Source organism: Ruegeria sp. C9, from assembly GCF_056537585.1.
The window spans coordinates 371,341-395,530 of the sequence record NZ_JBQFRU010000002.1 but is presented as its reverse complement, the minus strand read 5'-3'; the positions used below and the strand labels follow the sequence as shown (position 1 = coordinate 395,530).

Annotated in this window: 24 protein-coding genes; 10 read left to right on the top strand and 14 right to left on the bottom strand. The window is 57.9% G+C overall.

Features of this window, described 5'->3' with window-relative positions; all coding sequences use genetic code 11:
- Window positions 1-60 precede the first annotated feature (60 nt).
- Complete coding sequence (locus tag ACR0NE_RS06140; RefSeq protein WP_170406071.1) at window positions 61-720, bottom strand: DsbA family oxidoreductase; 660 nt, start codon at window positions 718-720, stop codon at window positions 61-63.
- Entirely contained in the window at window positions 717-2,234 is a 1,518-nt protein-coding gene (locus ACR0NE_RS06135) for a class I adenylate-forming enzyme family protein (RefSeq protein ID WP_170406068.1), read from the bottom strand. Before ACR0NE_RS06135 ends, ACR0NE_RS06140 begins: the two co-directional genes overlap by 4 nt.
- 65 nt (window positions 2,235-2,299) lie before the next feature.
- On the opposite strand from ACR0NE_RS06135, the gene ACR0NE_RS06130 reads away from it, so the two are divergent.
- Window positions 2,300-2,923: an XRE family transcriptional regulator gene (locus tag ACR0NE_RS06130; RefSeq protein WP_170396891.1), complete on the top strand. Its 624-nt coding sequence runs from the start codon at window positions 2,300-2,302 to the stop codon at window positions 2,921-2,923.
- Here the strand turns inward: ACR0NE_RS06130 and ACR0NE_RS06125 are convergent.
- The 5 genes from ACR0NE_RS06125 to ACR0NE_RS06105 form a co-directional block, all read right to left on the bottom strand.
- Window positions 2,912-3,148 carry a hypothetical protein gene (locus ACR0NE_RS06125; protein ID WP_170396893.1) on the bottom strand — a complete coding sequence of 79 codons (237 nt, stop codon included), beginning with the start codon at window positions 3,146-3,148 and terminating at the stop codon, window positions 2,912-2,914. The genes ACR0NE_RS06130 and ACR0NE_RS06125 overlap by 12 nt on opposite strands.
- A 187-nt stretch (window positions 3,149-3,335) precedes the next feature.
- On the bottom strand, window positions 3,336-3,995 hold the full coding sequence (locus tag ACR0NE_RS06120) for an aquaporin (protein WP_170465314.1): 660 nt from the start codon (window positions 3,993-3,995) through the stop codon (window positions 3,336-3,338).
- Entirely contained in the window at window positions 3,992-4,468 is a 477-nt protein-coding gene (locus tag ACR0NE_RS06115) for an arsenate reductase ArsC (protein ID WP_170595467.1), read from the bottom strand. Before ACR0NE_RS06115 ends, ACR0NE_RS06120 begins: the two co-directional genes overlap by 4 nt.
- Before the next feature lie 26 nt (window positions 4,469-4,494).
- Window positions 4,495-5,319, bottom strand: a complete 825-nt coding sequence (locus tag ACR0NE_RS06110; protein WP_170595469.1) for an arsenate reductase/protein-tyrosine-phosphatase family protein — start codon at window positions 5,317-5,319, stop codon at window positions 4,495-4,497.
- 32 nt (window positions 5,320-5,351) lie between these two features.
- On the bottom strand, window positions 5,352-7,178 hold the full coding sequence (locus tag ACR0NE_RS06105; RefSeq protein WP_170595471.1) for an extracellular solute-binding protein: 1,827 nt from the start codon (window positions 7,176-7,178) through the stop codon (window positions 5,352-5,354).
- Between the two features lie 293 nt (window positions 7,179-7,471).
- On the opposite strand from ACR0NE_RS06105, the gene ACR0NE_RS06100 reads away from it, so the two are divergent.
- Window positions 7,472-8,245, top strand: coding sequence for a 3-hydroxybutyrate dehydrogenase (locus tag ACR0NE_RS06100; RefSeq protein ID WP_170421879.1), 774 nt, complete (start codon window positions 7,472-7,474; stop codon window positions 8,243-8,245).
- 64 nt (window positions 8,246-8,309) lie between these two features.
- Window positions 8,310-9,335, top strand: a complete 1,026-nt coding sequence (locus ACR0NE_RS06095) for a patatin-like phospholipase family protein (protein ID WP_170595473.1) — start codon at window positions 8,310-8,312, stop codon at window positions 9,333-9,335.
- Here the strand turns inward: ACR0NE_RS06095 and ACR0NE_RS06090 are convergent, their stop codons facing one another.
- The 4 genes from ACR0NE_RS06090 to ACR0NE_RS06075 form a co-directional block, all read right to left on the bottom strand.
- Window positions 9,336-10,013 (bottom strand): DUF502 domain-containing protein, encoded by a 678-nt coding sequence (locus ACR0NE_RS06090; protein ID WP_170396909.1) that lies wholly within the window; start codon window positions 10,011-10,013, stop codon window positions 9,336-9,338.
- A gap of 63 nt (window positions 10,014-10,076) precedes the next feature.
- Window positions 10,077-10,991, bottom strand: coding sequence for a pseudouridine-5'-phosphate glycosidase (locus ACR0NE_RS06085; protein ID WP_170595474.1), 915 nt, complete (start codon window positions 10,989-10,991; stop codon window positions 10,077-10,079).
- Window positions 10,988-11,881 carry a PfkB family carbohydrate kinase gene (locus ACR0NE_RS06080; RefSeq protein WP_170509655.1) on the bottom strand — a complete coding sequence of 298 codons (894 nt, stop codon included), beginning with the start codon at window positions 11,879-11,881 and terminating at the stop codon, window positions 10,988-10,990. The genes ACR0NE_RS06085 and ACR0NE_RS06080 overlap by 4 nt, the downstream gene beginning before the upstream one ends.
- 55 nt (window positions 11,882-11,936) lie before the next feature.
- Window positions 11,937-12,557 carry a thiamine phosphate synthase gene (locus ACR0NE_RS06075; protein WP_170396915.1) on the bottom strand — a complete coding sequence of 207 codons (621 nt, stop codon included), beginning with the start codon at window positions 12,555-12,557 and terminating at the stop codon, window positions 11,937-11,939.
- A gap of 164 nt (window positions 12,558-12,721) precedes the next feature.
- Between ACR0NE_RS06075 and ACR0NE_RS06070 the strand changes: the two genes are divergently transcribed.
- Genes ACR0NE_RS06070 through ACR0NE_RS06060 form a run of 3 tightly spaced genes read left to right on the top strand, consistent with a single transcriptional unit; the run spans window position 12,722 to window position 16,144 of the window.
- Window positions 12,722-13,465, top strand: coding sequence for an RNA methyltransferase (locus ACR0NE_RS06070; protein ID WP_170595476.1), 744 nt, complete (start codon window positions 12,722-12,724; stop codon window positions 13,463-13,465).
- Between the two features lie 59 nt (window positions 13,466-13,524).
- Entirely contained in the window at window positions 13,525-14,670 is a 1,146-nt protein-coding gene (gene ctaA / locus ACR0NE_RS06065; RefSeq protein WP_170595478.1) for a heme A synthase, read from the top strand.
- Between the two features lie 4 nt (window positions 14,671-14,674).
- Window positions 14,675-16,144, top strand: coding sequence for a carboxypeptidase M32 (locus ACR0NE_RS06060; protein ID WP_170595481.1), 1,470 nt, complete (start codon window positions 14,675-14,677; stop codon window positions 16,142-16,144).
- 23 nt (window positions 16,145-16,167) lie between these two features.
- Here ACR0NE_RS06060 and trhA read toward each other — a convergent pair whose 3' ends face one another.
- Window positions 16,168-16,836, bottom strand: coding sequence for a PAQR family membrane homeostasis protein TrhA (gene trhA, locus ACR0NE_RS06055; RefSeq protein ID WP_170595483.1), 669 nt, complete (start codon window positions 16,834-16,836; stop codon window positions 16,168-16,170).
- A gap of 126 nt (window positions 16,837-16,962) precedes the next feature.
- Window positions 16,963-19,686, bottom strand: a complete 2,724-nt coding sequence (gyrA, locus tag ACR0NE_RS06050; protein WP_170396932.1) for a DNA gyrase subunit A — start codon at window positions 19,684-19,686, stop codon at window positions 16,963-16,965.
- A gap of 194 nt (window positions 19,687-19,880) precedes the next feature.
- Here gyrA and ACR0NE_RS06045 point away from each other — a divergent pair, with 194 nt between their 5' ends.
- A complete protein-coding gene (locus ACR0NE_RS06045) occupies window positions 19,881-20,150 on the top strand; it encodes an usg protein (RefSeq protein WP_170595486.1) in 270 nt (89 codons plus the stop codon).
- A 102-nt stretch (window positions 20,151-20,252) separates the two neighbouring features.
- Entirely contained in the window at window positions 20,253-20,948 is a 696-nt protein-coding gene (locus ACR0NE_RS06040; protein ID WP_480459329.1) for a lipid-binding SYLF domain-containing protein, read from the top strand.
- On the opposite strand, the gene ACR0NE_RS06035 is transcribed toward ACR0NE_RS06040, so the two are convergent.
- Complete coding sequence (locus ACR0NE_RS06035) at window positions 20,949-21,902, bottom strand: radical SAM family protein (protein WP_170595488.1); 954 nt, start codon at window positions 21,900-21,902, stop codon at window positions 20,949-20,951.
- A 163-nt stretch (window positions 21,903-22,065) separates the two neighbouring features.
- Here ACR0NE_RS06035 and zwf point away from each other — a divergent pair, with 163 nt between their 5' ends.
- A complete protein-coding gene (gene zwf, locus ACR0NE_RS06030; RefSeq protein ID WP_170595490.1) occupies window positions 22,066-23,520 on the top strand; it encodes a glucose-6-phosphate dehydrogenase in 1,455 nt (484 codons plus the stop codon).
- Window positions 23,517-24,188: a 6-phosphogluconolactonase gene (gene pgl, locus ACR0NE_RS06025; RefSeq protein WP_170595492.1), complete on the top strand. Its 672-nt coding sequence runs from the start codon at window positions 23,517-23,519 to the stop codon at window positions 24,186-24,188. The genes zwf and pgl overlap by 4 nt, the downstream gene beginning before the upstream one ends.
- Window positions 24,189-24,190: the final 2 nt, after the last annotated feature.

The window sequence follows — 24,190 nt, the reverse complement described above, 5'->3', positions numbered from 1 at the left end:
CCGAATGCGCTATCACGGCGTTTCGGGTTGGACTAGATCAGAAATGCACAGGGGTATGTGCTATTCTGCAGGGGAAGCCTCAATCTGAGACATGATCTCAGCGATCACTTTTGCCCACAATTCAGGAGGTTGCGCGCCCGGAACAGCGTGCTGGTTTGCAACGATATATGTGGGAACCGAATTTACGCCCATTTCGCGTGAATGGCTGTCGCGGTTACGGATATCCTCGCGGTCGGCGTCTGACTGCAGCAGTTTCAGTACGACCGCTGCGTCCATGCCGACGCTGTCGGCGACATCAGCCAACACCTCATGATCACCAATATCACGCGCCTCGACGAAGTAAGCATTAAAGAGTGCATCGACCACGGATTCCTGCTTGCCCTCAATCCCCGCCCAGTGGATCAGGCGGTGGGCATCCAGCGTGTTGGGCGTGCGTTTCATGCCTTCGAAATCGATATTCAAACCTGCGTTTTCGGCATGTTCGACAACGGGAGCGTATGCGCGAACTGCTCCGTCCTTGCCGCCGAACTTCCGTTCAAGGTATTCGCGCCGATCCATGCCCTCGTCGGGCATATCGGGGTTCAGCTGAAAGGGGTGCCACTCGATCACAAAGGGGTGGTCTGGCACTTCGGCCAGCGCCTTGTCCAGATGGGTCTTGCCGATATAGCACCAGGGGCAAATCGGATCGGACATGATGTCGAGCTTTACAGTGTGTGTCATTCGGACGTCGCCTTGAAATAGGCCGGCAGGGCGCGGCGCAGAAGTTTGCCGTTGCCTCCGGTGGGTAAGGCGGGCAGATGGACAAAGGCACGCGGCTGTTTGTAGCGCGCCAACTTGTCAGACACATAGGCGTGCAGGTCCGCCGCGTCCAGTTCTTCGGGGCCAGTGTAGAAGGCAACGATGATCGAACTGTCCTGTTTTACCTCAACCGTAGCCGCCCCGACCTGGGTGATCTCGGGATGGGTGGATAAGGCCGCCTCGACTTCGACCGGGGAAACGCGATATCCGCCCGCATTCATCATGTCGTCATCTCGACCCAGATAGGTGATTTGCCCATCAACCGCCATCGCGCCTTGATCACCGGTCAGGAACCAATCCCCCTGCATCCGAGCAGCGGCCTCGTCGGGGGCATTCAGATAGGTCAGCATCAGGCCCGGATCTTCGCGATGTACGGCTATTGTACCTTCCTGACCTTGTGGCACAGGGCCATCCGGCCCGAGGATGGCAATCCGACGCCCGGGCTGCGGCTGCCCCAACGCTGTGCCGCGTGCCGGGTGGCTTGGGCTGGATGAGATGAAGGTCGAGCATTCGGACATGCCGTAAGCCTCATAAAGCTCGGTGCCGGTGAACTGCACCCATTTTTCATGCAGGTGTCGCGACAGCTTTTCCCCGGCGCAAAGGCCGTGGCGCAGATCGGGAAGGCCGGGCTGCGTGTCACTTTGCATCATCTTCCGAAAGACCCCCGGTGCGGCTGCAAAGATGGTGGCACGATGTTGTTTCAACAGGGCAGGCAGATCGCGTATGTCTGTCCCGGGTTCAGGGATCAGAGCCGTTGCACCAATGGCCCAAGGGTCCATCAAGCCGGTGCCCAGCGTGTAGGTCCAATTGAATGCCCCCGCATGGCACAGCCGGTCCGAGGATTTCAGGCCATACCAGCCGTCGACCATCATCTGCCGAGCCCAGATGGCGCGGTGTGCATGCGCAACCGCACGGGGTTTGCCCGAAGTGCCCGAAGTGTAGACCACGTAGGCAAGCCGCTCGGGATCTCCCATGGCAAAACTTGCAGGCGGCAGTGATCGCATCCGGGCCAGTTCAGGCAGCATGATCTGATCCGGGTGCGCCGCGCAGGCGACCTGGGGATCTCGCAAAATGGCGGCGGGTTTCAGATCGTCGACGATCTTTGCGGTCTCTTGCTCGGTCAGTTGTGATGAGGTGGGCACGGGGACCAGCCCCACGGCGATTGCGCCCAGATAGGCGATCGGAAAATCGACGGTATTGCCCAATCGCATGAGAACAATGTCTTGGGCGCGAAGGCCGCTCTGCAGCAATCCTGAACCGGTGCCCATTATCGCCGAATGCAGATCGCCATAGGTCCAGTCGGTTGCACCATCCGATCCCAGCACCGAAAGTGCGGTCTTCTCAGCTGAACTTTTCGCATGGCGCAGCACATGCGCGGCAAGATTGAATGGGCGCGGGCAGGGCGTAGGCGGCCCCTGATCAAAGATCGACAACATGAGAACTGGCTATCCCCGTGCGAGGCGCGTTGCAAGCAGGGCATGCTCGCCCTATAGAAAGACCCATGGCCACCAATGATCATAAATCTATCGTCAGAATTGCCCGCGACAATGGTGTCAACACCGAGTTGGAGCCGGTCGATCTGGGCGCGCGCGTGCGCGAACTGCGTAAAGCCCGCAACTGGACGCTGGAACAGGCGGCGAGTCAGGCGGGTCTGGCTCGGTCGACACTCAGCAAGATCGAAAATGGTCAGATGTCTCCGACCTATGATGCTTTGAAAAAGCTGGCGACCGGATTGGAGATTTCGGTGCCTCAGCTTTTTACGCCGCCACAACGCGATCAGGTGATCGGTCGAATGGCAGTGACCAAGATGGGCGGGGGTGCGGCCCATGCGACCACCACCTACGAACATGAGTTGCTGGCAGAAACGCTGACCAAAAAGCAGATGCTGCCCTATCGCGCCCGTGTACGTGCACGCTCGATGGAAGAATTTGACGGCTGGGTGCGTCACGATGGTGAGGAATTTCTGTATGTTCTGACCGGAGTGGTGCGGTTGTTTACCGAGTTCTATGAGCCGGTCGAAATGCGCCGCGGCGACAGCGCTTATTACGACGGCAGCATGGGGCATAACGTCATTTCGGTCAGTGATGAGGATGCGACGATCCTGTGGGTGACGTCACTTGCTTAGGGCTTGGGCCGCTTCGCGGTTCAATGCTTCGGTGAACAGGAAATCCTCAAGCTCTTCGCGCGCCTCGTTTACGGTCAGGTGGTGACGCTCGGCCAGGTAAGCTTCGAACTGTTTGCGATCTTCGCCAACGCGCGCCATATCCCTATCGCGCAGGTTCGGAAACCTACGTTTTGCACGCGCATATGACGCGTCCCAGTCTTGCGTCAGATCAGCCCAGTTTAGCATCTGCGAGCCTTCCTTAGTTGGTGTTTCAGGATTGCTCTCCCCCAAGACAGCCTACGGAGCGCCGTGCGTTGCTGCAGACATGACAAAATGTCGCAGCCGGAGTCAGGAGATAAGATGCAAAAAACCCGCTGCGGAGATACCGCAACGGGCCCACGGACCTGCAGTAAAGTGAGTGGCGGCCGGTCCGTTATTCTGCTGGTTCGAATAACCAGTTCAGTATTTTGTGTCCGATAAATACAGCAATTAACTGCATAATTATGAACATCGGAATGTGCGCAGGGTATATCCCCGCAAAGGTATCCGTAAAGCCCCTTGCGATTGTAACGGCCGGATTAGCAAAACTTGTGGAAGACGTATACCAGTAGGCGCCGGTAATATAGAGGCCCACAAGGGCTGGTACCGTGTCCGGCTTGTGCCGAATTCCGCCGAAAATCACAAAGAGCAAACCCAAAGTGGCGACAATTTCCGAAAACCACTGATGAGCCCCGGTACGATGCATCGTTTCCGAAGTTTGCAGAATCGGCAGGTCAAACATGTAATGGCTGGCCCAGACCCCCGCGATACCTCCGGCAATCTGAACAAGCATGTAAGGGGTGACCGCACGCCAGGGATGTTCACCGCGCAGCGCAAAGGCCAATGTTACTGCAGGGTTGAAGTGAGCGCCCGAGACAGGGCCGAGCGTAGTGATGATAGCGTAAAGGATGCAGCCGGTCGCAATTGCATTGGCCAGCAACGCCAGCGCGATGTTCCCGTCGGACAAGGTTTGCGCCATGATGCCTGATCCGACAACGCCGATCAGCAGGAAGGCGGTTCCGAGGAATTCGGCAAAGTATTGGCGGGCGCTCACAGCAGGGCTCCTATACGTTTGAGATGGGCCGAGATTTCAACGCTATCCATGGTTTCAATGGGCAGCTCCAGAAGTGCTTCGGCGCGGCGCCCAAGAATGTCATATGCGGTCCTAAAGGCGGTTTCCCAGTCTGAATGAGACGCGGCAGCCGGGTCCTCGACACCCCAATGCGCGCGTACGGGGGCGCCGGGCCAGACGGGGCATGTCTCTTCGGCGGCTGAGCCGCAAACCGTGATCACTATGTCCATTTCCGGAGCATCTTCTGCTGCAAACTCATCCCAGCTTTTAGAGCGGGCATCGCGGACGTCATGGCCTTCGGCACCAAGCAGCGTCAAGGATTGCGGATGCACCTTCCCGGTCGGGTTGGAGCCTGCTGAATAGGCGCGTACACGCCCTTCGCCGGTGTGATTGAAGAGCGACTCCAGCAGAATCGACCGAGCCGAGTTGCCGGTGCATAGAACCAGTATGTTCATGGGGGTATCCTTGGATTGATCGAGGACTACTCGGCCATTCGACCGATGTCATCCACCTTGTGTTGTAGTGAGATGCGGTCGAGCGTTTCGAACGGGAGGCTGGCAAAGGCGGTGATACGGTTGCGCAGCAATCCGTAGGCCTGCTGGAATGCCAGCTGCTTTTGCGCGTCGGTTCCTTCAACTTTGACCGGATCGTGCAGACCCCAATGCGCGCTTATCGGTTGTCCTGGCCAAGCGGGGCAGGCCTCGTTCGCTGCGTGGTCGCAGACGGTAAAGACAAAATCCATCTTTGGGGCATCAGCAGCGGCAAATTCTTCCAGTGATTTTGAGCGGAGTGAGGTCGTGTCGTAGTCTTTTTGCTTCAAGAGTTCCAAAACGATTGAATTTGGTCCGTCCGATGGTGCCGTTCCTGCCGAATAAGCACGAAACAAGCCGTTACCTTCATTGTTCAGGATGGCTTCCGCCATGATCGAACGGGCCGAGTTTCCGGTGCAGAGGAAAAGCGCATTCATAACGCGGCCAGGGGACGCCATAACGGGGTCATCCGAGGGTTGCATGCATAAATCAGGACGATTTTGACAGCAACCGCCCAGCAACTCATCAAACAGCCCGCGCACCGCTGGTAAGTTGGCGGCATATTGCAATGATGTCCCGCTGCGCGACTGCTGGATCAGCCCGGCGGATTTCAATGCATTCAGGTAGGTTGACGCAGTATTGGGTTTCAGCGCTAAAGCCTCAGCTATCTGACCCGCAGCTACGGAATCTGGATAGCGACGCATCAACAGCCGGAACAGATCCAGCCGCTTGGGGTGTGCGAGTGCGTTCAGCCTGTCATGAATCTCTATTTCCATAATTCATGAAATATGGAAATAGAAAGGACTCGTCAATCCTGAAACCACCAGACCTGTGGCATATATTCTGGCCCATCGCCATAAATTGGCAGAGTGTCGGGTTGTTTCAGCTCTTTGACATGGGCGATACGGCCGACATCAAAGCTCCAGATAGGAATGACATAGCGACCCGCTGTCAGAACACGATCCAGCGCGCGCGTTGCCGCAACAAAATCCTCGTGGCTTTCCGAGGCCAGCATCGCGTCGATCAGCCCGTCCACGGCGGGCGAGGTCAGGCCCATAACATTCCGCGTCCCGGGAGCATTTGCGTTTTCGCTGCCCCAATACAGACGTTGTTCGTTGCCTGGCGAGAGCGACAGCGCTCGACGGAACGGGGTCATGTCAAAATCTTGCGCATCGATGCGTGAAGTATATTGCGCGTCATCTACTTTCTCGACTGTCAACTGGATACCCAGGCGTTCGAGGGCGCGCGCGTAGATTTCCGCGATCACGCCGACATCCTGGACCACGTTCAGGCTGCCCTGGCTGATGACCAGATCAATCAAAAACGGCTCACCGCTGGCGTTGCGAAGCTGGCCGTCCTGAATGGTCCATCCGGCCTCTTCCAGCAGTTTAAGCGCTTTGCGGATATTTCGACGGTTGCGTTCGGTTCCATCGCTTTTAGGCAATTCATATCCATCCAGCGTGCCCGGTGCCAACTCGGCGGCGTAAGGTTGAAGCAATTCCTCGACACGACCAGTGGCCGGTCCGGGTTGCATCCCTAATTCCGAACCCGAGAAATATGAGATGATCCTGGGCTGCGCTCCGCCTGTAATGGTGTCGTTGATGAACTCGAAGTTGAAGGCCAGCGTTAGTGCCTCGCGTACGCGCCAGTCATCGAATGGGGCCTTGCGTGTGTTCATGACAAAGCCGGTCATGCCTGATGGTTTTTGATGGGGAATTTCCGTCTTCACAACATCACCGCGCTGAACCGCTGGGAAGTTGTACTGCGTGTTCCATTTATCCGCGTTGAATTCACGAACGGCCGAAAGCTCGCCAGCTTTAAACGCTTCAAACGCGACTGTGCCGTCTCCGTAGAACTCAATCCGCATGTCATCCAGATTCATCGTGCCCTTGCGGTAGGGGATGTCGGCACCCCAATAGTCAGGATTGCGACGCAGGTTCACATAGCGGCCAGCCTCATAGTCATCGATTACGAATGGTCCGGAACCGATGGGTATATCGTGTAGTTGAGCGTCAGCGAACGACTTTCCCTCCCACTGCGCTTTTTGCAGGATCGGGCGCATTCCGGCGATCAGGGCCAGTTCGCGATCCGGTTCGTTAAAGGTGATCCGAACGCTGCGCGGTCCAGTCTGTTCAATGCTATCAATCTTGCCCCACAGCCCGCGATATCGCAGGTGGCCTTCGGTGCCCAGTGTCTCATACGACCAGATCACGTCATCGACTGTGACCGGCGATCCATCCGAGAATTCAGCATTTTTGCGCAGCGTGAATTCTACCCATGTGCGGTCCGAATCCGTCTCTACTGATTCGGCTAACAACCCGTAAAGAGTGAAAGGTTCGTCCCAAGAGCGGCCCATCAGGCTTTCATGAGTCCAAAATCGCAACTGCCACGGCGCGGTGCCTTTTTGCACAAACGGGTTCAGACTGTTATAGCCGCCGGTATTGCCAAATACGACCTTGCCGCCCTTGGGCGCGTCAGGATTTGCGTAGGGTAGCGACACAAAATCCGGTGGTAGGGCCGGGTCACCATACATAGCTATGCCATGGGCCGATTCTGCTGACGCCATTGAGGCGGCGAAAATACAGGTGATTCCCACAATCGCGGGACGAAGGGGGCGGAGATAATCGGGGCTCATTTTGGAAACAATCCTGCTCTGGCCTTATTTTGTTTGGGATTCACCGTAGCCATGATTTTTCTTATTATCAAACTTTTAGCTTGGACGAGGGCGTGGAATTGCTTATAAAGGTTCTACTGCTCGATAGGTTTCTTGCCTGTATGAAACCTGCCTCAATAACTTAACGCCCGCTTCGTGCGGGCGTTTTTTTTGGCAAAACTCGTGCGGGCGCGCGGATCAGATCATTCCCCGTTTTCTTTGCAGGTGCAGCATGGCACTGTGTTTGAGAAACAAAAACTCATAAGGAGAGTGCCATGAGTCTGTCGGGCAAAACAGCCGTCGTCACGGGGTCGAATTCGGGGATTGGGCTGGGCATCGCGCGTGAGCTGGCGAAGGCCGGGGCGGATGTGGTGCTGAATTCGTTCACCGACCGTGATGAAGATCATGCGCTGGCCACCGAGATTGGCAAAGAGACGGGAACCAACGCGCGCTATATCAAGGCAGATATGTCCAAGGGCGATGAATGCCGTGCACTGATCGAACAGGCAGGTGCTTGTGACATTCTGGTGAACAACGCCGGCATTCAGCATGTGGCTCCGATCGATCAGTTTCCGTCGGACAAATGGGATGCGATCATCGCGATCAACATGAATTCGGTCTTTCATACGATGGCGGCAGCGCTTCCGATGATGCGCGCGGCGGGCTGGGGGCGGATCGTGAATATTGCCTCGGCTCACGGTCTGACGGCCTCGCCCTACAAGGCGGCTTATATCGCGGCAAAGCATGGTGTCGTCGGGATGAGCAAGACCGTGGCGCTGGAGACTGCGCAGGAGCCGATTACCTGCAATGCTATTTGTCCGGGATACGTACTGACTCCATTGGTTGAGGCGCAAATTCCCAACACGATGAAAGAGTACAATATGAGCCGTGAGGATGTGGTGAAGAACATCCTGCTGGAGCGGCAGCCGTCGAAGGAGTTTGCCACGGTCGAGCAGCTGGGCGGAACTACGATCTTCTTGTGCTCGGATGCAGCGGCACAGATCACAGGAACGACGATATCCGTGGATGGGGGATGGACGGCATTGTGAGGGACCATGGGGGCTCTGCCCCCATACCCCCGAGGTATTTCTGGCCAGATGAAGAGGCGGAACCATGAAACGGATTAATCTGGCATTGCAGGGCGGTGGGGCGCATGGCGCGTTTACCTGGGGTGTACTGGATCGATTGCTGGATGAAGAGGATATCGAGGTTGCCGCGATCACTGGGACTTCGGCCGGCGCGCTGAACGGGGCAGCGTTCAAATCTGGGATGGTGCATGCAGGGCGCGAGGGCGCGCGGGCGTGTCTGGATGGGCTTTGGAAACGCATGGGTGCCGTCGGCGATATGCGAATTGCCCATTGGATGCGGGGCATTGAGCCTGCTCATGTTGCACAAGCGTTGGAGTACTCCGTTCCGTTCTCGATGGCCGAAGCATGGTCGCGGCTGGTATCGCCTTACGCTTATGGGCCGTTTTATCGCAATCCGCTCACCCCGGTTGTGGATCGGTTCAACTTTGATGAGATTTGTGCAGACGAAGGGCCCGCGCTGTTTGTCTGCGCCACCTGTGTGCGTAGCGGCAAGATTCGCGTGTTCACAGGCGAGGAGATTTCGACCGATGCGATTCTCGCCTCGGCCTGCTTGCCGAACCTGTTTCAGGCGGTTGAGATCTATGACCCGAAATCCGAGCGGACCGAAGCGTATTGGGATGGCGGCTATACCGGAAACCCGGCGCTTTATCCGTTGTTCGGTGGGGAATTGCCAGATGATGTGGTGATTGTGAACATCAACCCGCTGGAACGCGATGAGGTGCCTAAAACGCCGCAGCAGATTCAGAACCGGATCAATGAGATCAGCTTTAACTCATCGTTGTTTCGCGAGCTGCGTGCGATCAATTTCGTTCAACGGCTTCTGGCCGAAGGCAAGCTGAAGGCTGGTGAGATGAGCCGGGTGCTGGTGCATATGATCGCTGATGACGCCTTGATGAACGACCTTTCGGCGGCCACCAAGATCGTGCCAAACCCGGTTGTGCTAAACCGGCTGAAACAGTCCGGCCGCGATGCGGCGGATCAGTTTCTGAGCGCGCATAAGGACGATCTGGGTCAGCGCAGCACGGTCGATTTGCCCGCAATGTTTGGTTGATTATTCAGGCGGCTGGGTTGGGTCTTTGTCATTCGGGTAAACCAGACCCGCTGAGATCACCAGCTTGGCTGCATCCTCGATGGACATATCCAGCAGGATCACATCCTCTGCGGGGAAAAACAACAGGAACCCGGATGTGGGGTTTGGGGTTGTCGGGACAAACACGCTTAGCAACTCGCCCCCGGTTTCGGCACGATCGCTCACTTCACCGCGCGCTGTTGTCGAGACGAAGCCGATTGCCCAGATGCCCCGGCGCGGATACTGGATCAGGCAGGCTTTTTCGAAAGACCGCTCGGTCTGGGCGAATACAGTTTCCGAGATTTGCTTGATGCCGGAATAAACCGAACGGACCACGGGCATGCGGTCGACGACACTTTCGGCGAAATGGATCAGCGATCGGCCCAGGATGCCCTTTGCGATCCAGCCGACGATAATCGTGAACAGCAGGAATATGACCACGCCAACGCCGCGCAGGTTGATGCCGACATATTCCGAGGGTTGGAACCGTTGCGGGATCAGGGGCAGGACGGCGCTGTCGATCCAGCCAACCACAGACCAGATTAACCAGATGGTCAGCCACACCGGAGCAATGACGACGATACCAGTCAGAAAGGACGCGCGTAGCCGGGAGAACAGGCCGGGGCGTCGGTGGGGTTCTTCGTCAAACGGAGTGTTCATTGCGGTCCTGAGTGGTTTGCGGAATTAGGTAAGCAGTCCGGGCGCTTGGTGCAATAGCTGGGGTCAGTGGGCTGATTCCGTCAGCGCACGCGCGATGACCGCTGCCAGTCGGGCGTTGTTGCGTACCAATGCGATGTTGGCGGTAAGCGAACGGCCTTCGGTCTGTTCATAGATACGCTGTAGCAGATAAGGTGTGACGCCTTTGCCAGTGATCCGGTGAGTTTCTGCATCGGCCTGTGCGGACGCGATGATCGGGGCCAGTTCCTCGGACGGGATCTGGTCGGCTTGCGGGATCGGGTTAGCGACCAACTGACCACCCGGCAGCCCCAACGCACGCCGTGTAGCGTGGGCTTTTGCTATGTCAGCGGCATCATCCATGCGCAGCGGGGCTGCCAAGGGTGATTTTGCGGACCAGAAGGCCGGGAACTCGTCCTGTCCGTGGGCGATGACGGGGACGCCGAGCGTTTCCAGAACTTCAAGCGTTTTGGCGAGGTCGAGGATGGCTTTGGCCCCGGCCGCGACCACAGTCACCGGGGTCTGCGCGAGCTCGTGCAGGTCAGCGGAGATGTCGAAGGAGGTTTCGGCCCCCTGATGCACCCCACCGATGCCTCCGGTGGCGAAGACCTCGATGCCTGCATAATGTGCGGCGATCATTGTTGCGGCGACGGTGGTGGCCCCGGTGCCGCCTGTCGCGAGGCAGGCGGCCATGTCAGCGCGTGACAGTTTGGCGACGCCTTGCGCTTGACCCAGTGCGCTCAGCTGGTCGGCTTCGAGGCCGACGTGCAAAACTCCGTCAATAACGGCAATCGTTGCTGGAACGGCGCCCGCATCGCGGATGTCTTGTTCAACCTGTGCCGCGACCTCGATGTTCTGGGGGTAGGGCATGCCATGGGTGATGATGGTGCTTTCCAATGCCACGATTGGTTGGCCCGCATCCTTGGCGGCGCGGACCTCTGCGGAATAGTGAATGGTGATCACAGTGGGGTTTCTCCGGAAACATAGGTTGCAGCGGCGCGCAGCGCGCGGCTGAGTGCCGCGTCACTGTCGGCACCATTCGCCTCGGCGGCGATATGGGCGGCCATGAAAGTGTCGCCCGCGCCGGTCACGCGGGTGACCAGAACGGACGGGGGTGTTTGGGTCAAGACAGCATCAGCATCCCCGACGGTGGCCGAGTTGCCGCCATCGGTCACAAGAACCCGCAACGCGCCACGGTCCAGCAGGCCTTTGGCGGCGCTCTCGGAATCGGTGAACTCGCGTTGGCAAAGCAGTCCGGCCTCTTCGAGATTCACATAGAGCGTTGCACGGGCGTGTTTGAGGAAGGGCAGCAGCCGTTCTGCCTTGCCGGGCGAGGCCGGGGCGACGCGCAGGTCGGCTTTGGCAAAGGCGGGGCTTTGGGCGATCTCTTCAAGCAAGGTCAGCGTGAGGTTACCGTCCAGCGCGATGGGCCCTTCGAATGGTGTATTTTCATAACCCAGCGGACCATGCATCAAGGGACGCAGGATTTTGGCTCCGGCAGCTTCAAGCGAATGCGCATCGGCAATGGCGGCGATCAGCCCGTTGGCCCCTTCGACCGCCATGTAACGGTCGGTGGGCAGGTCTTGCGAGCGATAGATGTGATCGGTGACCATCCCTAAACGCGCGCAGGACCGGACCAGTTCATCCCCTTCAGCGTCGCGGCCAATTGCGGTCAGCAAAGTCGGGGTCATTCCGAACCGCACCAGCGTCATGGCGATGTTCATGGCGACGCCACCCGGCAGGCGAGTAATGCGGCCGGGTACATCCGAGCCCTGTCGCATGGCGCTGGCCGAGCGTCCGATCACGTCCCAAAGGACCGAGCCGATGCACAAAATTTCGCTGTTCTTGTTCATGCCTTGTGTCATGCCGCAGCCCCGACGCGGGTGCAAGGGTTAACGCTCGCATCCCTCAGCGCATTGCGGCAATCAGAGAGTTCAGCGCCTCCAACGGGTTATCTTGCGACCAGATTTCCTCTCCGATGCCGAAGAAATCGGTGCAGGGGGTGAGGTCTCGGATCAGATCGGACGTCAGGCCGCCCTCGGCCACGACGGGAACCTCGATCATTTCGGACCACCATTGGAACAGGTCCTTTTCGGCCTGAGTACCATCGCCCAGCGTGGCGGAACCAACCGGGCCAAAGGCCACGTAATCCGCGCCACTTTCACCAGCAGTCATCCCGTCATGGCTGGAAGACCCGCAAAAACTGCCGACAATCGCATCCGCGCCCAGCTCCTTACGGGCTGCCCTGACAGACCGCGCGCCGTCATCCAGATGCACCCCGTCCAGACCCAACCGCTGCGCCAGCAATACATGGTTGGAAATCACGATGGCTACATCGCGCGCATGCGCAACTTCGCGGCAAGCATCGGCGGCGCGCGCGATGGTATCTTCGTCGCTTCCAGCCAAGGCGAGGCGGATACATGCAATTTCAGCCCCGTCCAATACGTGACCCAATTGATCAGGGAATGTACTCAGCGCGATGGTCGGAGGCGTGATCAGGTAAATCTGCGGCTGCTCGGGGGTGTCCATGGCGCGTCCTTCGGGTTTGTCATCTTTGGCGCGGTTTAGCGGATTGCGCGGGGGAAGCAAACTTTTATGCCGGCTACGTACCCTTTTGCGAACAGAAGACGCCGGGCCGACTTGCCCTCGACCCATGCGGCCATTAGAGCAAGCGGAGTTTTTCGGAGTTAGCCATGCCCAGCGATACATCACAGCCGTCTTTTGTTCTGGTGCGCCCTCAGATGGGTGAGAACATCGGTGCTGCCGCGCGGGCGATGTGGAACTTTGGGCTGGATCGGATGCGGATCGTGGCACCGCGCGACGGCTGGCCCAACCCCAAGGCGGTGGCGATGTCCAGCGGGGCCGGGCGGCTTTTGGATGAGGCGCAGTTATTTGACGATCTGGCGGGCGCGCTGGAGGACACCACCTTTGTCTTCGCCACCACAGCGCGGCAACGTGGGTTGACCAAGCCTGTCTATAGCCCGGAGCGCGCAATGCAGCTTGCATCGCAGAAAGTGGCGGCGGGCGAAAAGGTCGCTGTTCTGTTTGGCCCGGAACGGGCAGGGCTTGAGAATGAGGATATCGCCAAGGCCAATGCGATTATCTCGGTGCCAGTGAATCCGGAATATGCGTCGTTGAACCTCGGGCAGTGCGTTCTGCTGACCGCCTACGAATGGATGCGCCAGACCGGGGATGTCGTGCATGAGTCAACTGATCTGGGCAAGGGCGATTGGGCGACCGGGATCGAGGTTGAAAAGTTGGTCGAGCATTATGAGGACCGTCTGGAACAGGCCGGGTTCTTCTATCCGCCGGAAAAAGCTGAAGGAATGAAGGTGAACCTGCGCAATCTGTGGTCGCGGATGCGGATGACACGGGCCGATGTACAGATGCTTCACGGGATCATGCGGCAGATGGTCCGCTGGAAAGACAAAAGCTGAGGCTGGACCTATCTTCCGCCAAACCATAGCTTGCGACGAAAACAGGACATGAGGACAGCATGAGCGGTAAGCGCAGCATCTTCGAAGAGGTCTCGGACAGCGAAAAACAACAGGCCGTCCAACCCGGTATGATCGACCGGGGGCGTGGCGGTGCGCGGGCCGCGATCCGGGTTTGGCTGATGATCCTGTTCGCGCTGGTCGTGATCATGATTGCCGTGGGCGGGCTCACGCGGCTGACCGACAGTGGACTATCGATCACCGAATGGCGACCTATTACGGGTGCGATCCCACCGATGAGCGCTGCCGACTGGCAAGCCGAATTCGACAAATACAAGCAGATTGACCAATGGCGCATTCAGAACCAATGGATGGAGCTGGATGATTTCAAAACCATCTATTGGTGGGAATGGGGCCATCGCCAGTTGGGCCGCGTGATAGGATTGGTTTGGGCCGTTGGATTTATCGGTTTCCTTGTGACCCGCAAGATTCCGACAGGATGGGCTGGTAAGCTGCTGATCCCCGGCCTGCTTGGCGGTGTTCAGGGTGCTGTAGGCTGGTGGATGGTCGCCTCGGGCGTCACACAGGGTGAAGGAATGACCGCCGTTGCCAGCTATCGTCTGGCAACGCATCTTGGCTTGGCCTTCGTGATCCTCGGCTTTCTTGCCTGGTACATCTTTGAACTTGGCCGTGACGAACGCGACCTGATGCAGGCCCGCCGCGCGAAAGAGGCTAAGCTTTTCTCGATATCGACCGGACTGCTGCACTTCACCTTCCTGCAAATCCTCATCGGTGCGCTGGTGGCCGGGATCGACGCGGGGAGGTCCTACACTGACTGGCCCCTGATTGGCGGTCAGTTGCTGCCGCCCGATGCGGCCATGCTGGAACCGATGTGGCGTAACTTCTTTGAAAGTCCCGGTCTGGTGCAGTTTATCCACCGTTGCGTCGGCTATCTGCTCTTTATTTTCGCCATCATAGTCTGGCGGCGCGGTGGCAGCAGCGCGCACCCACAGACCCGCTTTGCCTTCAACGCCATGTTCGCAGCTTTGTCACTGCAAGTGGTCGTGGGCATCATCACAGTCGTCTATGCGGCACCTTGGCAGATCGCCATTTTCCACCAGTTCATGGCCGTGGTCGTCTGGACCCTGATCCTGCGCGCCCGCTTCCTGACAGCTTACCCTATCGCAACATCTGTGCGCGGAGCATGACCCCATGACAGCATACAACGACTTGATGGCCTTTCAGCGCGAAACCTCGGCCCTGGGCCAGATTGCCGGTAGGCTCGGCTGGGACCAGGAAACGGTGATGCCGCGCGGTGCCGCGCCGCAACGGGCCGAGGAAATGGCAGCGATCGAGGCTGTATTGCATGCTCGCCGCTCTGACTCTCGCGTTGCCGAATGGTTGGAGCAGGCCGCACCGCAAGATGAGGTCGGCAAGGCACAACTGCGTGAGATACGCCGCGCCTATGACCGCGCGGTGAAGGTGCCCGCCGATCTGGCGACGGCGATTGCACGCGTGACATCCGCCGCGCAGGGCACATGGGCCCAGGCGCGAGCGGACGAAGATGTCTCAGCCTTCCTGCCGGTGCTGGAAGAAGTTGTCTCGCTGAAACGGCAAGAAGGTGAAGCGCTGGCACAGGGTGGCGACGTTTATGACGCGATGGTCGAGGATTACGAGCCCTACACAACCGGCGCTCAGATCGCTGCGATCTTTGACGAAATGCGCCCACGTCTGGTGGCTCTTCGCGCCGCCGTTCTGGATCGCCCGGAACCTGTCGCGCTGACCGGCAACTTTGACGAACTGACCCAGATGCGCCTGACGCAGAAACTGGCAACGACATTCGGCTATGACCTGAACAATGGCCGCGTCGACAAGGCTGTGCATCCGTTCAGCTCGGGCAGCGGGCTGGACGTTCGGATCACCACTCGCACCAGCGAGACCGATCCGTTCAACTGCTTTTACTCGACCATTCACGAGGTTGGCCACGCCGCCTATGAGCAGGGCATCGACCGCGATTACCTGCTGACCCCGCTGGGACGTGGTGTGTCGATGGGTGTGCATGAAAGCCAAAGCCGGATTTACGAAAACCAGCTGGGCCGCTCGCGCGCCTTTACCGGATGGCTGTTTGACCAGATGAAAGAGGCGTTCGGTGATTTTGGCATCGCCGATGCAGATGCGTTCTATGCCACCGTCAACCGCGTCCACAACGGCTATATCCGGACCGAGGCGGATGAGGTGCAGTACAATCTGCACATCATGCTGCGTTTTGATTTGGAACGCGCACTGATGGCCGGTGACTTGCAGGTCGGCGACCTTGAAGCCGCCTGGAACAACCGCTTCAAAGCAGATTTTGGTTATGCGGTCGACAAGCCCTCGAATGGATGCTTGCAGGACGTACACTGGTCGGTTGGCCTGTTTGGCTATTTCCCGACCTATTCGCTGGGTAATGTCTATGCGGGATGCCTGTATCAAACACTGCGCGCGGCAATTCCCGGACTTGAGGGGCAGTTGGCAGCTGGCGATACGTCCGAGGCCACAGGCTGGCTTCGAGAGCATGTGCAGCAACATGGCGGCCTGTACGCGCCCCGCGAAATCATCCAGCGCGCCAGTGGGGTGGAACCAGGGCCGGAGCCGCTGTTGGCTTATCTGGAGCAGAAGTTCGGGGCGTTGTACGGGCTTTGAGGCGTGTTCGTGGCGCTCCGGCGTTACACTGGCCCTGACGGTACCATTTCGATACGCAAGGCAACAGCGGCGAAGAAAAGGCCGCTTCCTGCCAATACAAACACGTGCCAGATTGTGTTGTGGTAGGGCAGCCAGTCCAGAAGGTAGAATACCACGCCTGCGGTATAGATGAGGCCTCCGGCGATCATCAAAGTAAGGGTAAGGGGTGAAAGTTCGGCCAACATGGATTGTCCGGCCCAAACCGCGGCCCATCCCATCAGAAGATACAGCGCCAGCCCGAACCAGCGGAAGCGGTTCGGGTCGATCATCTTCAGAACAGAGCCCAGCGTCGCAGAAGACCACAGCCCCAGCAAAAGCCCCGGAGGTTGCGAAGCCGAGAGCAGCAGGAACGGCGTATAAGTTCCTGCGATCTTCACGTAGATACCCGAGTGATCAAGGCGGCGCAGAAACTCTGCCCATTCATCATGCTCGATCATGTTGTAGAGCGCCGAGAACGTCAGCATCAAAACCAGAGTTATTCCATAGATCGAGGCGCCCAAAACCGCCGTCGGGTCTGACCGATAGAAGACTGTCATGATGATCAGCATAGGCGCTGCGATCACCGCCGAAGAAACACCCAGCACATGAACAACACCGTCACTTATTCGCTCAGCACGGCTGTAGGCAGGTCGGATATGGGCGAATGACCACATATCGAAATGCTAGGCGTGCCGGGTCTGCTGGGGCAAGCCCACCCTCGTGCCGTTGGCAGGAACGTGATCCTGAGTAACAAAAACGCCCGCAATACGGGCGTTTTGTTACACTTCTGTAGTGCTTTGTTATTCCTCGGCTTCTTCGTCACCCTGGTCGGCGATCCAGGCCACACTAACGACTTCTTCGCCTTTACCGGTGTTGAATACCCGCACACCACCCGCGCTGCGGGAGCGGAACGAGATTCCCTCGACCGGCACCCGGATCGATTGGCCTTTCGAGGTAGCCAGCATGATCTGATCGTCGATTTCTACGGGGAAGGAGGCAACCAGTTCGCCGCCGCGCATGGCTTTGTCCATGGCTGCAACGCCCATGCCACCGCGACCGCGGACAGGGTAGTCGTGACTGGAGCTCAGCTTGCCCGCGCCGCCCGACGTGATGGTCAAGATCAGGTTCTCGGCTGCCGACATCTCGGCATAGCGTTCCTGCGTGATACTGCCAGGCGCGGCTTCGTCCTCGTCCGTTTCGCCGTCATCCGCAATGCCCGCGACTGCGCGGCGCATCTTGAGGTAGGCGGCGCGCTCGTCCGGGTCGGCCTCGAAATGGCGAATTACGGACATCGAGACGACACGGTCGCCATTGCTCAGCCTGATGCCGCGCACACCGGTAGATTCGCGTGAGTTGAAGACACGTACATCAGTGGTGCGGAATCGGATCGCACGGCCCGAATTGGTGACCAGCATCACGTCTTCATCTTCTGAACAGATGCGAGCGTTTACCAGTTCCACATCCTCGGGCAGTTTCATCGCGATCTTGCCATTGCGGCGGACGTTCGTGAAATCTGACAGACGATTGCGGCGGACGTCACCTGCACTGGTGGCGAAGACGATTTGCAGGTTCTCCCACTCTTCATCCGGCACATCCACGGGCATGATCGCCGCGATCGAGACACCGGTCGGGATCGGCAGGATGTTGACGATCGCCTTGCCCTTACCGGTCCGGCTGGATTGCGGCAGACGCCAGGTCTTGAGCTTGTACACCATGCCTTCGGTGGTGAAGAACAGCAGTTGCGTATGCGTGTTCGCCACGAAGAGATTGGTGACAACATCCTCTTCCTTGGTCTGCATACCCGACAGGCCTTTGCCGCCACGCTTTTGCGCCCGGAAATCGGCCAGCGGGGTGCGTTTGATGTAGCCGCCTGAGGTGACAGTCACGACCATATCTTCGCGTTCGATCAGGTCTTCGTCTTCCATATCACCGGACCAGTCAACGATCTCGGTGCGGCGGTCGACGGCGAACTGCTCGCGCACGCTGCGTAGCTCATCGGCGATGATGCCCATGATGCGCTCACGCGAAGACAGAATATCCAAGTATTCCTTGATCTTGTCGGCCAGTTCTTCCAGTTCGTCCGTGACTTCCTTGACACCCAGTTGGGTCAGACGCTGCAGCCGCAGCTCGAGAATGGCGCGGGCCTGTACCTCGGTCAGGTTATAGGTGCCGTCGTCATTCATCTTGGACAGCGGATCGTCGATCAGGCGTAGATAGCCTTCGATCTCGGATGCAGGCCAGCGGCGGGTCATTAGTTTCTCGCGCGCTTCAGCAGCGTCTGCCGACGAGCGGATCGTGGCAACCACTTCGTCAACATTCGAAACGGCCACGGCCAGACCACACAGGATGTGACTGCGCTCACGCGCCTTGCGCAAGTCATAGGCTGTGCGGCGGGCAACAACATCTTCGCGGAAGTCGATGAACGAGGTTAGGAAGCGGCGCAGGGTCAGCTGTTCAGGCCGACCGCCGTTCAACGCCAGCATGTTGCAACCAAATGAGGTCTGCATCGGCGAGAAGCGGTAGAGCTGGTTCAGCACCACTTCGGGCGTTGCATCGCGTTTCAGTTCGACCACGACACGCACACCATTGCGGTCGGATTCGTCCTGTACGTGGCTGACGCCTTCGATGCGTTTTTCACGCACGGCTTCGGCGATCTTTTCGATCATCGAGGCTTTGTTCACCTGATAGGGGATCTCGTCGACAACGATCGCGTACCGATCCTTGCGCAGCTCTTCTACGCGGGTCTTGGCGCGGATGATGACGCTGCCACGGCCTTCAAGGTAGGCTTTGCGCGCACCTGAGCGGCCCAGCATCACACCGCCAGTCGGGAAGTCGGGGCCGGGCACATACTCGATCAGTTGTTCTGATGTCAGATCCGGGTCGTCGATCAGCGCCAGCGTGGCATCGACCACTTCGCCTAAGTTATGCGGTGGGATGTTGGTTGCCATACCCACGGCGATTCCACCGGCACCATTAACCAGCATGTTCGGGAAACGGGCGGGCAGGACGGTCGGCTCTTTGTCTTTGCCGTCATAGTTGTCCTGAAAATCGACAGTCTCTTTTTCGATATCGGCCAGCAGGGACGCGGCAGGTTTGTCCATCCGTACTTCGGTGTAACGCATCGCCGCCGGGTTATCGCCGTCCATCGAGCCAAAGTTGCCCTGACCATCAAGCAGCGGCAGCGACATCGAGAAATCCTGCGCCATCCGCACCAGCGCGTCATAGATCGCACTATCACCATGCGGGTGGTACTTACCCATCACGTCGCCAACCGGACGGGCCGACTTGCGATAGGACTTGTCATGAGTGTTCCCGGTCTCATGCATCGCGTATAGAATACGCCGGTGCACCGGTTTCAGCCCGTCGCGCAGATCAGGGATCGCACGGCTGACAATGACCGACATCGCATAGTCCAGATAGGACGTGCGCATTTCGGATTCGATGGATACCGTCGGGCCGTCATAAACGGGGCGCTCGGGCGGGGTTTCGTCCATGTTTTCAGGGATTTCTGGCGTATCGCTCACGTAGGCTGCCCGTGTCTTGTTCTTGATCTATATCTTGTGGATACACTTTATCAGACCCGGCATATAAGGTGCAAGCAAGCAACCGTTCCCCGGCCAAATTAGGTCGGTAACACCTGAGTAACATATTGTTATCTAAGTATTAGGACAGTTCCGTGTTACTCTGAGCAGACCTTGTAACAAATTTGGAGGTCTGCATGGCGCAAAGTGAAACTGAACTCATGCTTAAGGGGTACGGGCTGACCACTGCGGAATTTTTCTACCACATGCCCGACTATATTCACGTACTGAACACGTTTATTTGGCAGGATTACGACCTTGCTCCGGACCATCCGAAGCTGTTCGAATTCGTAGAATTCTGGCAGAAAGAGATTGAAGGTCCGCTGCACTCGGTCAGGTTCACGCACCGGAAAATGATCGCGCCTGGGGAATGGCGCAAAATGGTAGGTGAGTTTCGGGTGAACTGAATCAAGGTTCAATTTATCCACGGCACTTCAAAGCTTGCTTCCAAATGAGGTGAAATGGGCTAAGGTCATGGCCGATCTGACGGTTTAATTCGGATGCATGCGATGCCCAGAATTCTGCTCCTTGCCGCTGCGCTTTGTCTAAGTGGCCCTGTTTTCGCCGAAGGGCTGTTAGGAAAGATCAAGAAAGGTGCGGAAAACACAGCAACTGCGATCGGCCAAGGGGCTGAGGCCGTGGGAACGACGATTGAAAAGGGTGCAGCTACCGTTGACGAAACCATTGATTCGACAGCGGATTTGCTGAAGAACGAAGCCACGCCGGAAGAGACTCGCGCTAAGCTGGACGCAATGGCTGGCGAAATTCTTGATCAGTTATTTGCCGAAGATCCACAGGCGCAGGCACTTTATGAGTTTAGTGCGGGATATGCGGTGTTCGACTCGCGAAAAGTAACTGTGTTCCCAGTTTCAGCTGGGTATGGGCGCGGTGTGGCGGTTTCAAAGGACACCGGACAACACACATACATGAATATGGGGACCGGGGGCGTCGGCGCCGCCATTGGTATCGGCGGTTTTGAAACCAAGTTCGTGATCATGTTCGAAACACCCGCCGATTTGGACAAGTTTATCAACGAAGGTTACGACGCGACCGCAGAAACGGACGCGATGTATGGTGAAGAGCGATCTGGCGATACGCTTCACTTCACCGATGGCCGGTCATTCTTTGTGTTGAGCAAGAAAGGTTGGCGTGTCTCAGCAGGTGCGTCCGGAACCAAATTCTGGAAATCACCGGAGCTGAACTGACTAACCGGAACAACTCGCCCCACCGAGCACACAAAATTTGGCGCAATGTGGATGGTTCAGATGCACGTCGGCCTCGGCTTCGGCGAGCGTTTCGCCGAGTTCAAATTCCGGCGAATAGGGCAGTAGGGTGCAGGCCAACACAGCTGGCCGTTTTGCCCCTTTGCGTTTGACCACCATACGTGAGCTGGCGCACATAACTGCATCGGGGGACTTATTCAGAATACCCCAGCATGCGGTTGTAATCTCGGGAACTTCTACGGTGTCGTCCATCTCGGGGAACAGCACGGTCTGCGCTGGATTATGCGCATCAATGTCAAAGCCGTGCTTGGCAAAGAATGCTGCATACCCCGCGCGGCTTTCAGCGTCGCTATCCCCCCAGACTGTGCGCCCGGCAATTGCCATCCTAAAGCCGTTATCCCGCAACCATTCCATCCCCGTCAGAGTTTTGGCAAAACTGCCTTTGCCGCGTTCTTCGTCATGCAGATCGGGGCGGTAGTGGTCGACGGAGACACGCAGCGTCAGTTTTTCTGCGTAGTCGCGCCGCAATTCCAGCAAGCCCTCGCGCATTTTGCGGCGCATCATTGGCCGCATTGCATTGGTCAGGATCAAAACTGCGTACCCGCGCTCCAGCGCGACGCGCGTCATCTCGATCATCTCGGGATTCATGAAGGGCTCACCACCAGTAAAGCCTATCTCGCGGATCGGCCATTGGCGCTGTTCGATCTGATCCAGATAGTCGCGGACTTCGTCGGCGGTGATGTAAACAAGCGCATCGTTGGTCGGGCTGCTGGCGATATAGCAGTTTACGCACTCGATGTTGCACAGCGTACCAGTGTTGAACCAAAGGGTTTCGGGATGAGTCAGCGCGACGGACGCGCGCGTTTGCCCGTCTGCTGTCACTAAACTGTTCTGAAACTTCCCGATATTCGCAGCCTGTAGGGCGTTGTCTTTCATTCCGGCATCCGGTTCTGTGCTTGTGCCAAACCGACTTAACCGTTTGTGCCGGTTTAGTTAAGAGTATCTACCCCTCGCTGACAGAGTTTTGATGTGGGAAGAAAGTTGCTGATTGGTTGCGCTAACATTGGACATGCCCCAAGCGGCAAGGTAAGGAAAAGCCATGGTTTCTCGTGTTATACCTGTTGACCCATTTGATCTGGTCATATTCGGCGGAACCGGCGATCTGGCACAGCGCAAGATCGTTCCGGCCCTGTTTCGGCGTTACTGCGCCGGGCAGTGGCCCGAGGCCACCCGGATCATCGGCGCAGCGCGGGGCGCTCTGACCGTTGATGGCTTTCGCGAGATGGTGGCCGAATCGTTGCGCCAGCACGCACCGAAGCGGGCAAAAGATCAGGAGGCTGTGAACGGTTTTCTGCAGCGCGTGGAGTATGTCCAGCTTGACGCATTGTCCGAAGATGGTTGGGCCCAGTTGGCCGAAATGCTGAATGCGGATCGTATCAGGGCCTTCTATTTCTCGGTAGGCCCCCGTTTGTTTGGCCCGCTGGCCGAACAGATCAGGACGCACAATCTCGCCACCCCGCAAACCCGTATCGTCGTCGAAAAGCCTTTTGGGCACGATCTGGAAAGTGCACGCGCGTTGAATGCGACACTGGCGGCGCATTTTGACGAAGGGCAAATCTATCGGATCGATCATTATCTGGGTAAGGAAACCGTTCAGAATCTGATGGCCGTTCGGTTCGGCAACATGCTGTTCGAACCGCTTTGGAACAGCCAGTATGTCGATCACATTCAGATCACTGTGGCCGAGACCGTCGGCATTGACGGTCGTGAAGAGTATTACGAGCGCGCCGGCGCCATGCGCGACATGATGCAGAACCATCTGATGCAGCTTTTGTGTCTGATCGCGATGGAACCACCCGCAAAATTTGATCCGGACGCGGTGCGCGATGAGAAACTCAAGGTCATACGCGCGTTGGATTCGGTTGAGCCGCACCATATCGTGCGCGGTCAGTTTGCAGGCGGTGCCGATGGCCGGGGGTATCGTGAAGTTGTCGGCAATCAAAGGTCGACGACGGAAAGCTACATCGCATTGCGGGCGCATATCAGCAATTGGCGTTGGGCGGGCACACCGTTCTATCTACGCACGGGCAAAGAGCTGGTGGCGCGGTCCTCGGTCATCAATGTGATGTTCAAGGATGCTCCGCATTCGATTTTTGGCGAAGAGGCCGGGCGTCATGCGAATGCTCTGTCGATCCGGTTGCAGCCCAATGAAGGCATCACTTTGAAAGTGACAATCAAAGAGCCGGGGCAGGGAGGCATGCGTCTGGTTGACGTTCCGCTGGACATGAGCTTTGCCGAAGCGCTTGGGCCTGAAAACCAGGACCCGCCCGACGCTTATGAACGGCTAGTGATGGATGTCATTCGCGGCAACCAAACGCTGTTCATGCGGGGTGATGAGGTAGAAGCCGCGTGGGCCTGGACCGATCCGATTATCGCGGGCTGGGAGGCGCGCGGTGATGTTCCCAAACCCTATGAAAACGGCAGCACCGGCCCGGGCGACGCTGAGTTGCTGATGAAACGAGACCACCGCCGCTGGCAAGGAATAAATCCATGAATATCAAAGAATATGCCGATCGCGACATGCTGGCGATTGATGTCGCGAATGCATTGGCCGGAGACCTTGAGGCCGCATTGCTACATCATGATACTGTCTCGTTGGCCGTTCCGGGCGGAACCACACCGGGGCCGATCTTTGATGGATTGTGCGCTGCGGATCTGGAATGGGATCGTGTGCACATACTGCCGACCGATGAAAGATGCGTGCCGGGTGATCACGAGCGTTCGAACGAGAGGTTGATCCGGGAACGGTTGCTGACCAGTCGCGCATCCATTGCACAATACATGCCGCTCTATGTTGCGGAACATGAGCCTGAGGCGGTTTTGCCCGAGATCGAAAGCCTGATTAACCCGCATCTGCCGCTATCGGTTCTGGTGCTGGGTATGGGTGAGGACATGCATACCGCCTCGCTCTTTCCGGGGATGCAGGGCTTGTCTGCTGCTCTGAACAACAACGCCCCGACACTGGCGGTAGCGCGGACCGATGTGCAGCCCGAAGCGCGTATCACGCTGACGGGTCAGGTTCTGGACGGCGCTCTGTCCAAGCATCTCGTCATATTCGGAGAAACTAAACGGAATGCCCTGGATCGTGCCATGTCACTGCCACCCGAGGAAGCTCCGATCGCGGCCGTGCTCAGCGGCATGACCGTACATTGGGCGGAGTAATC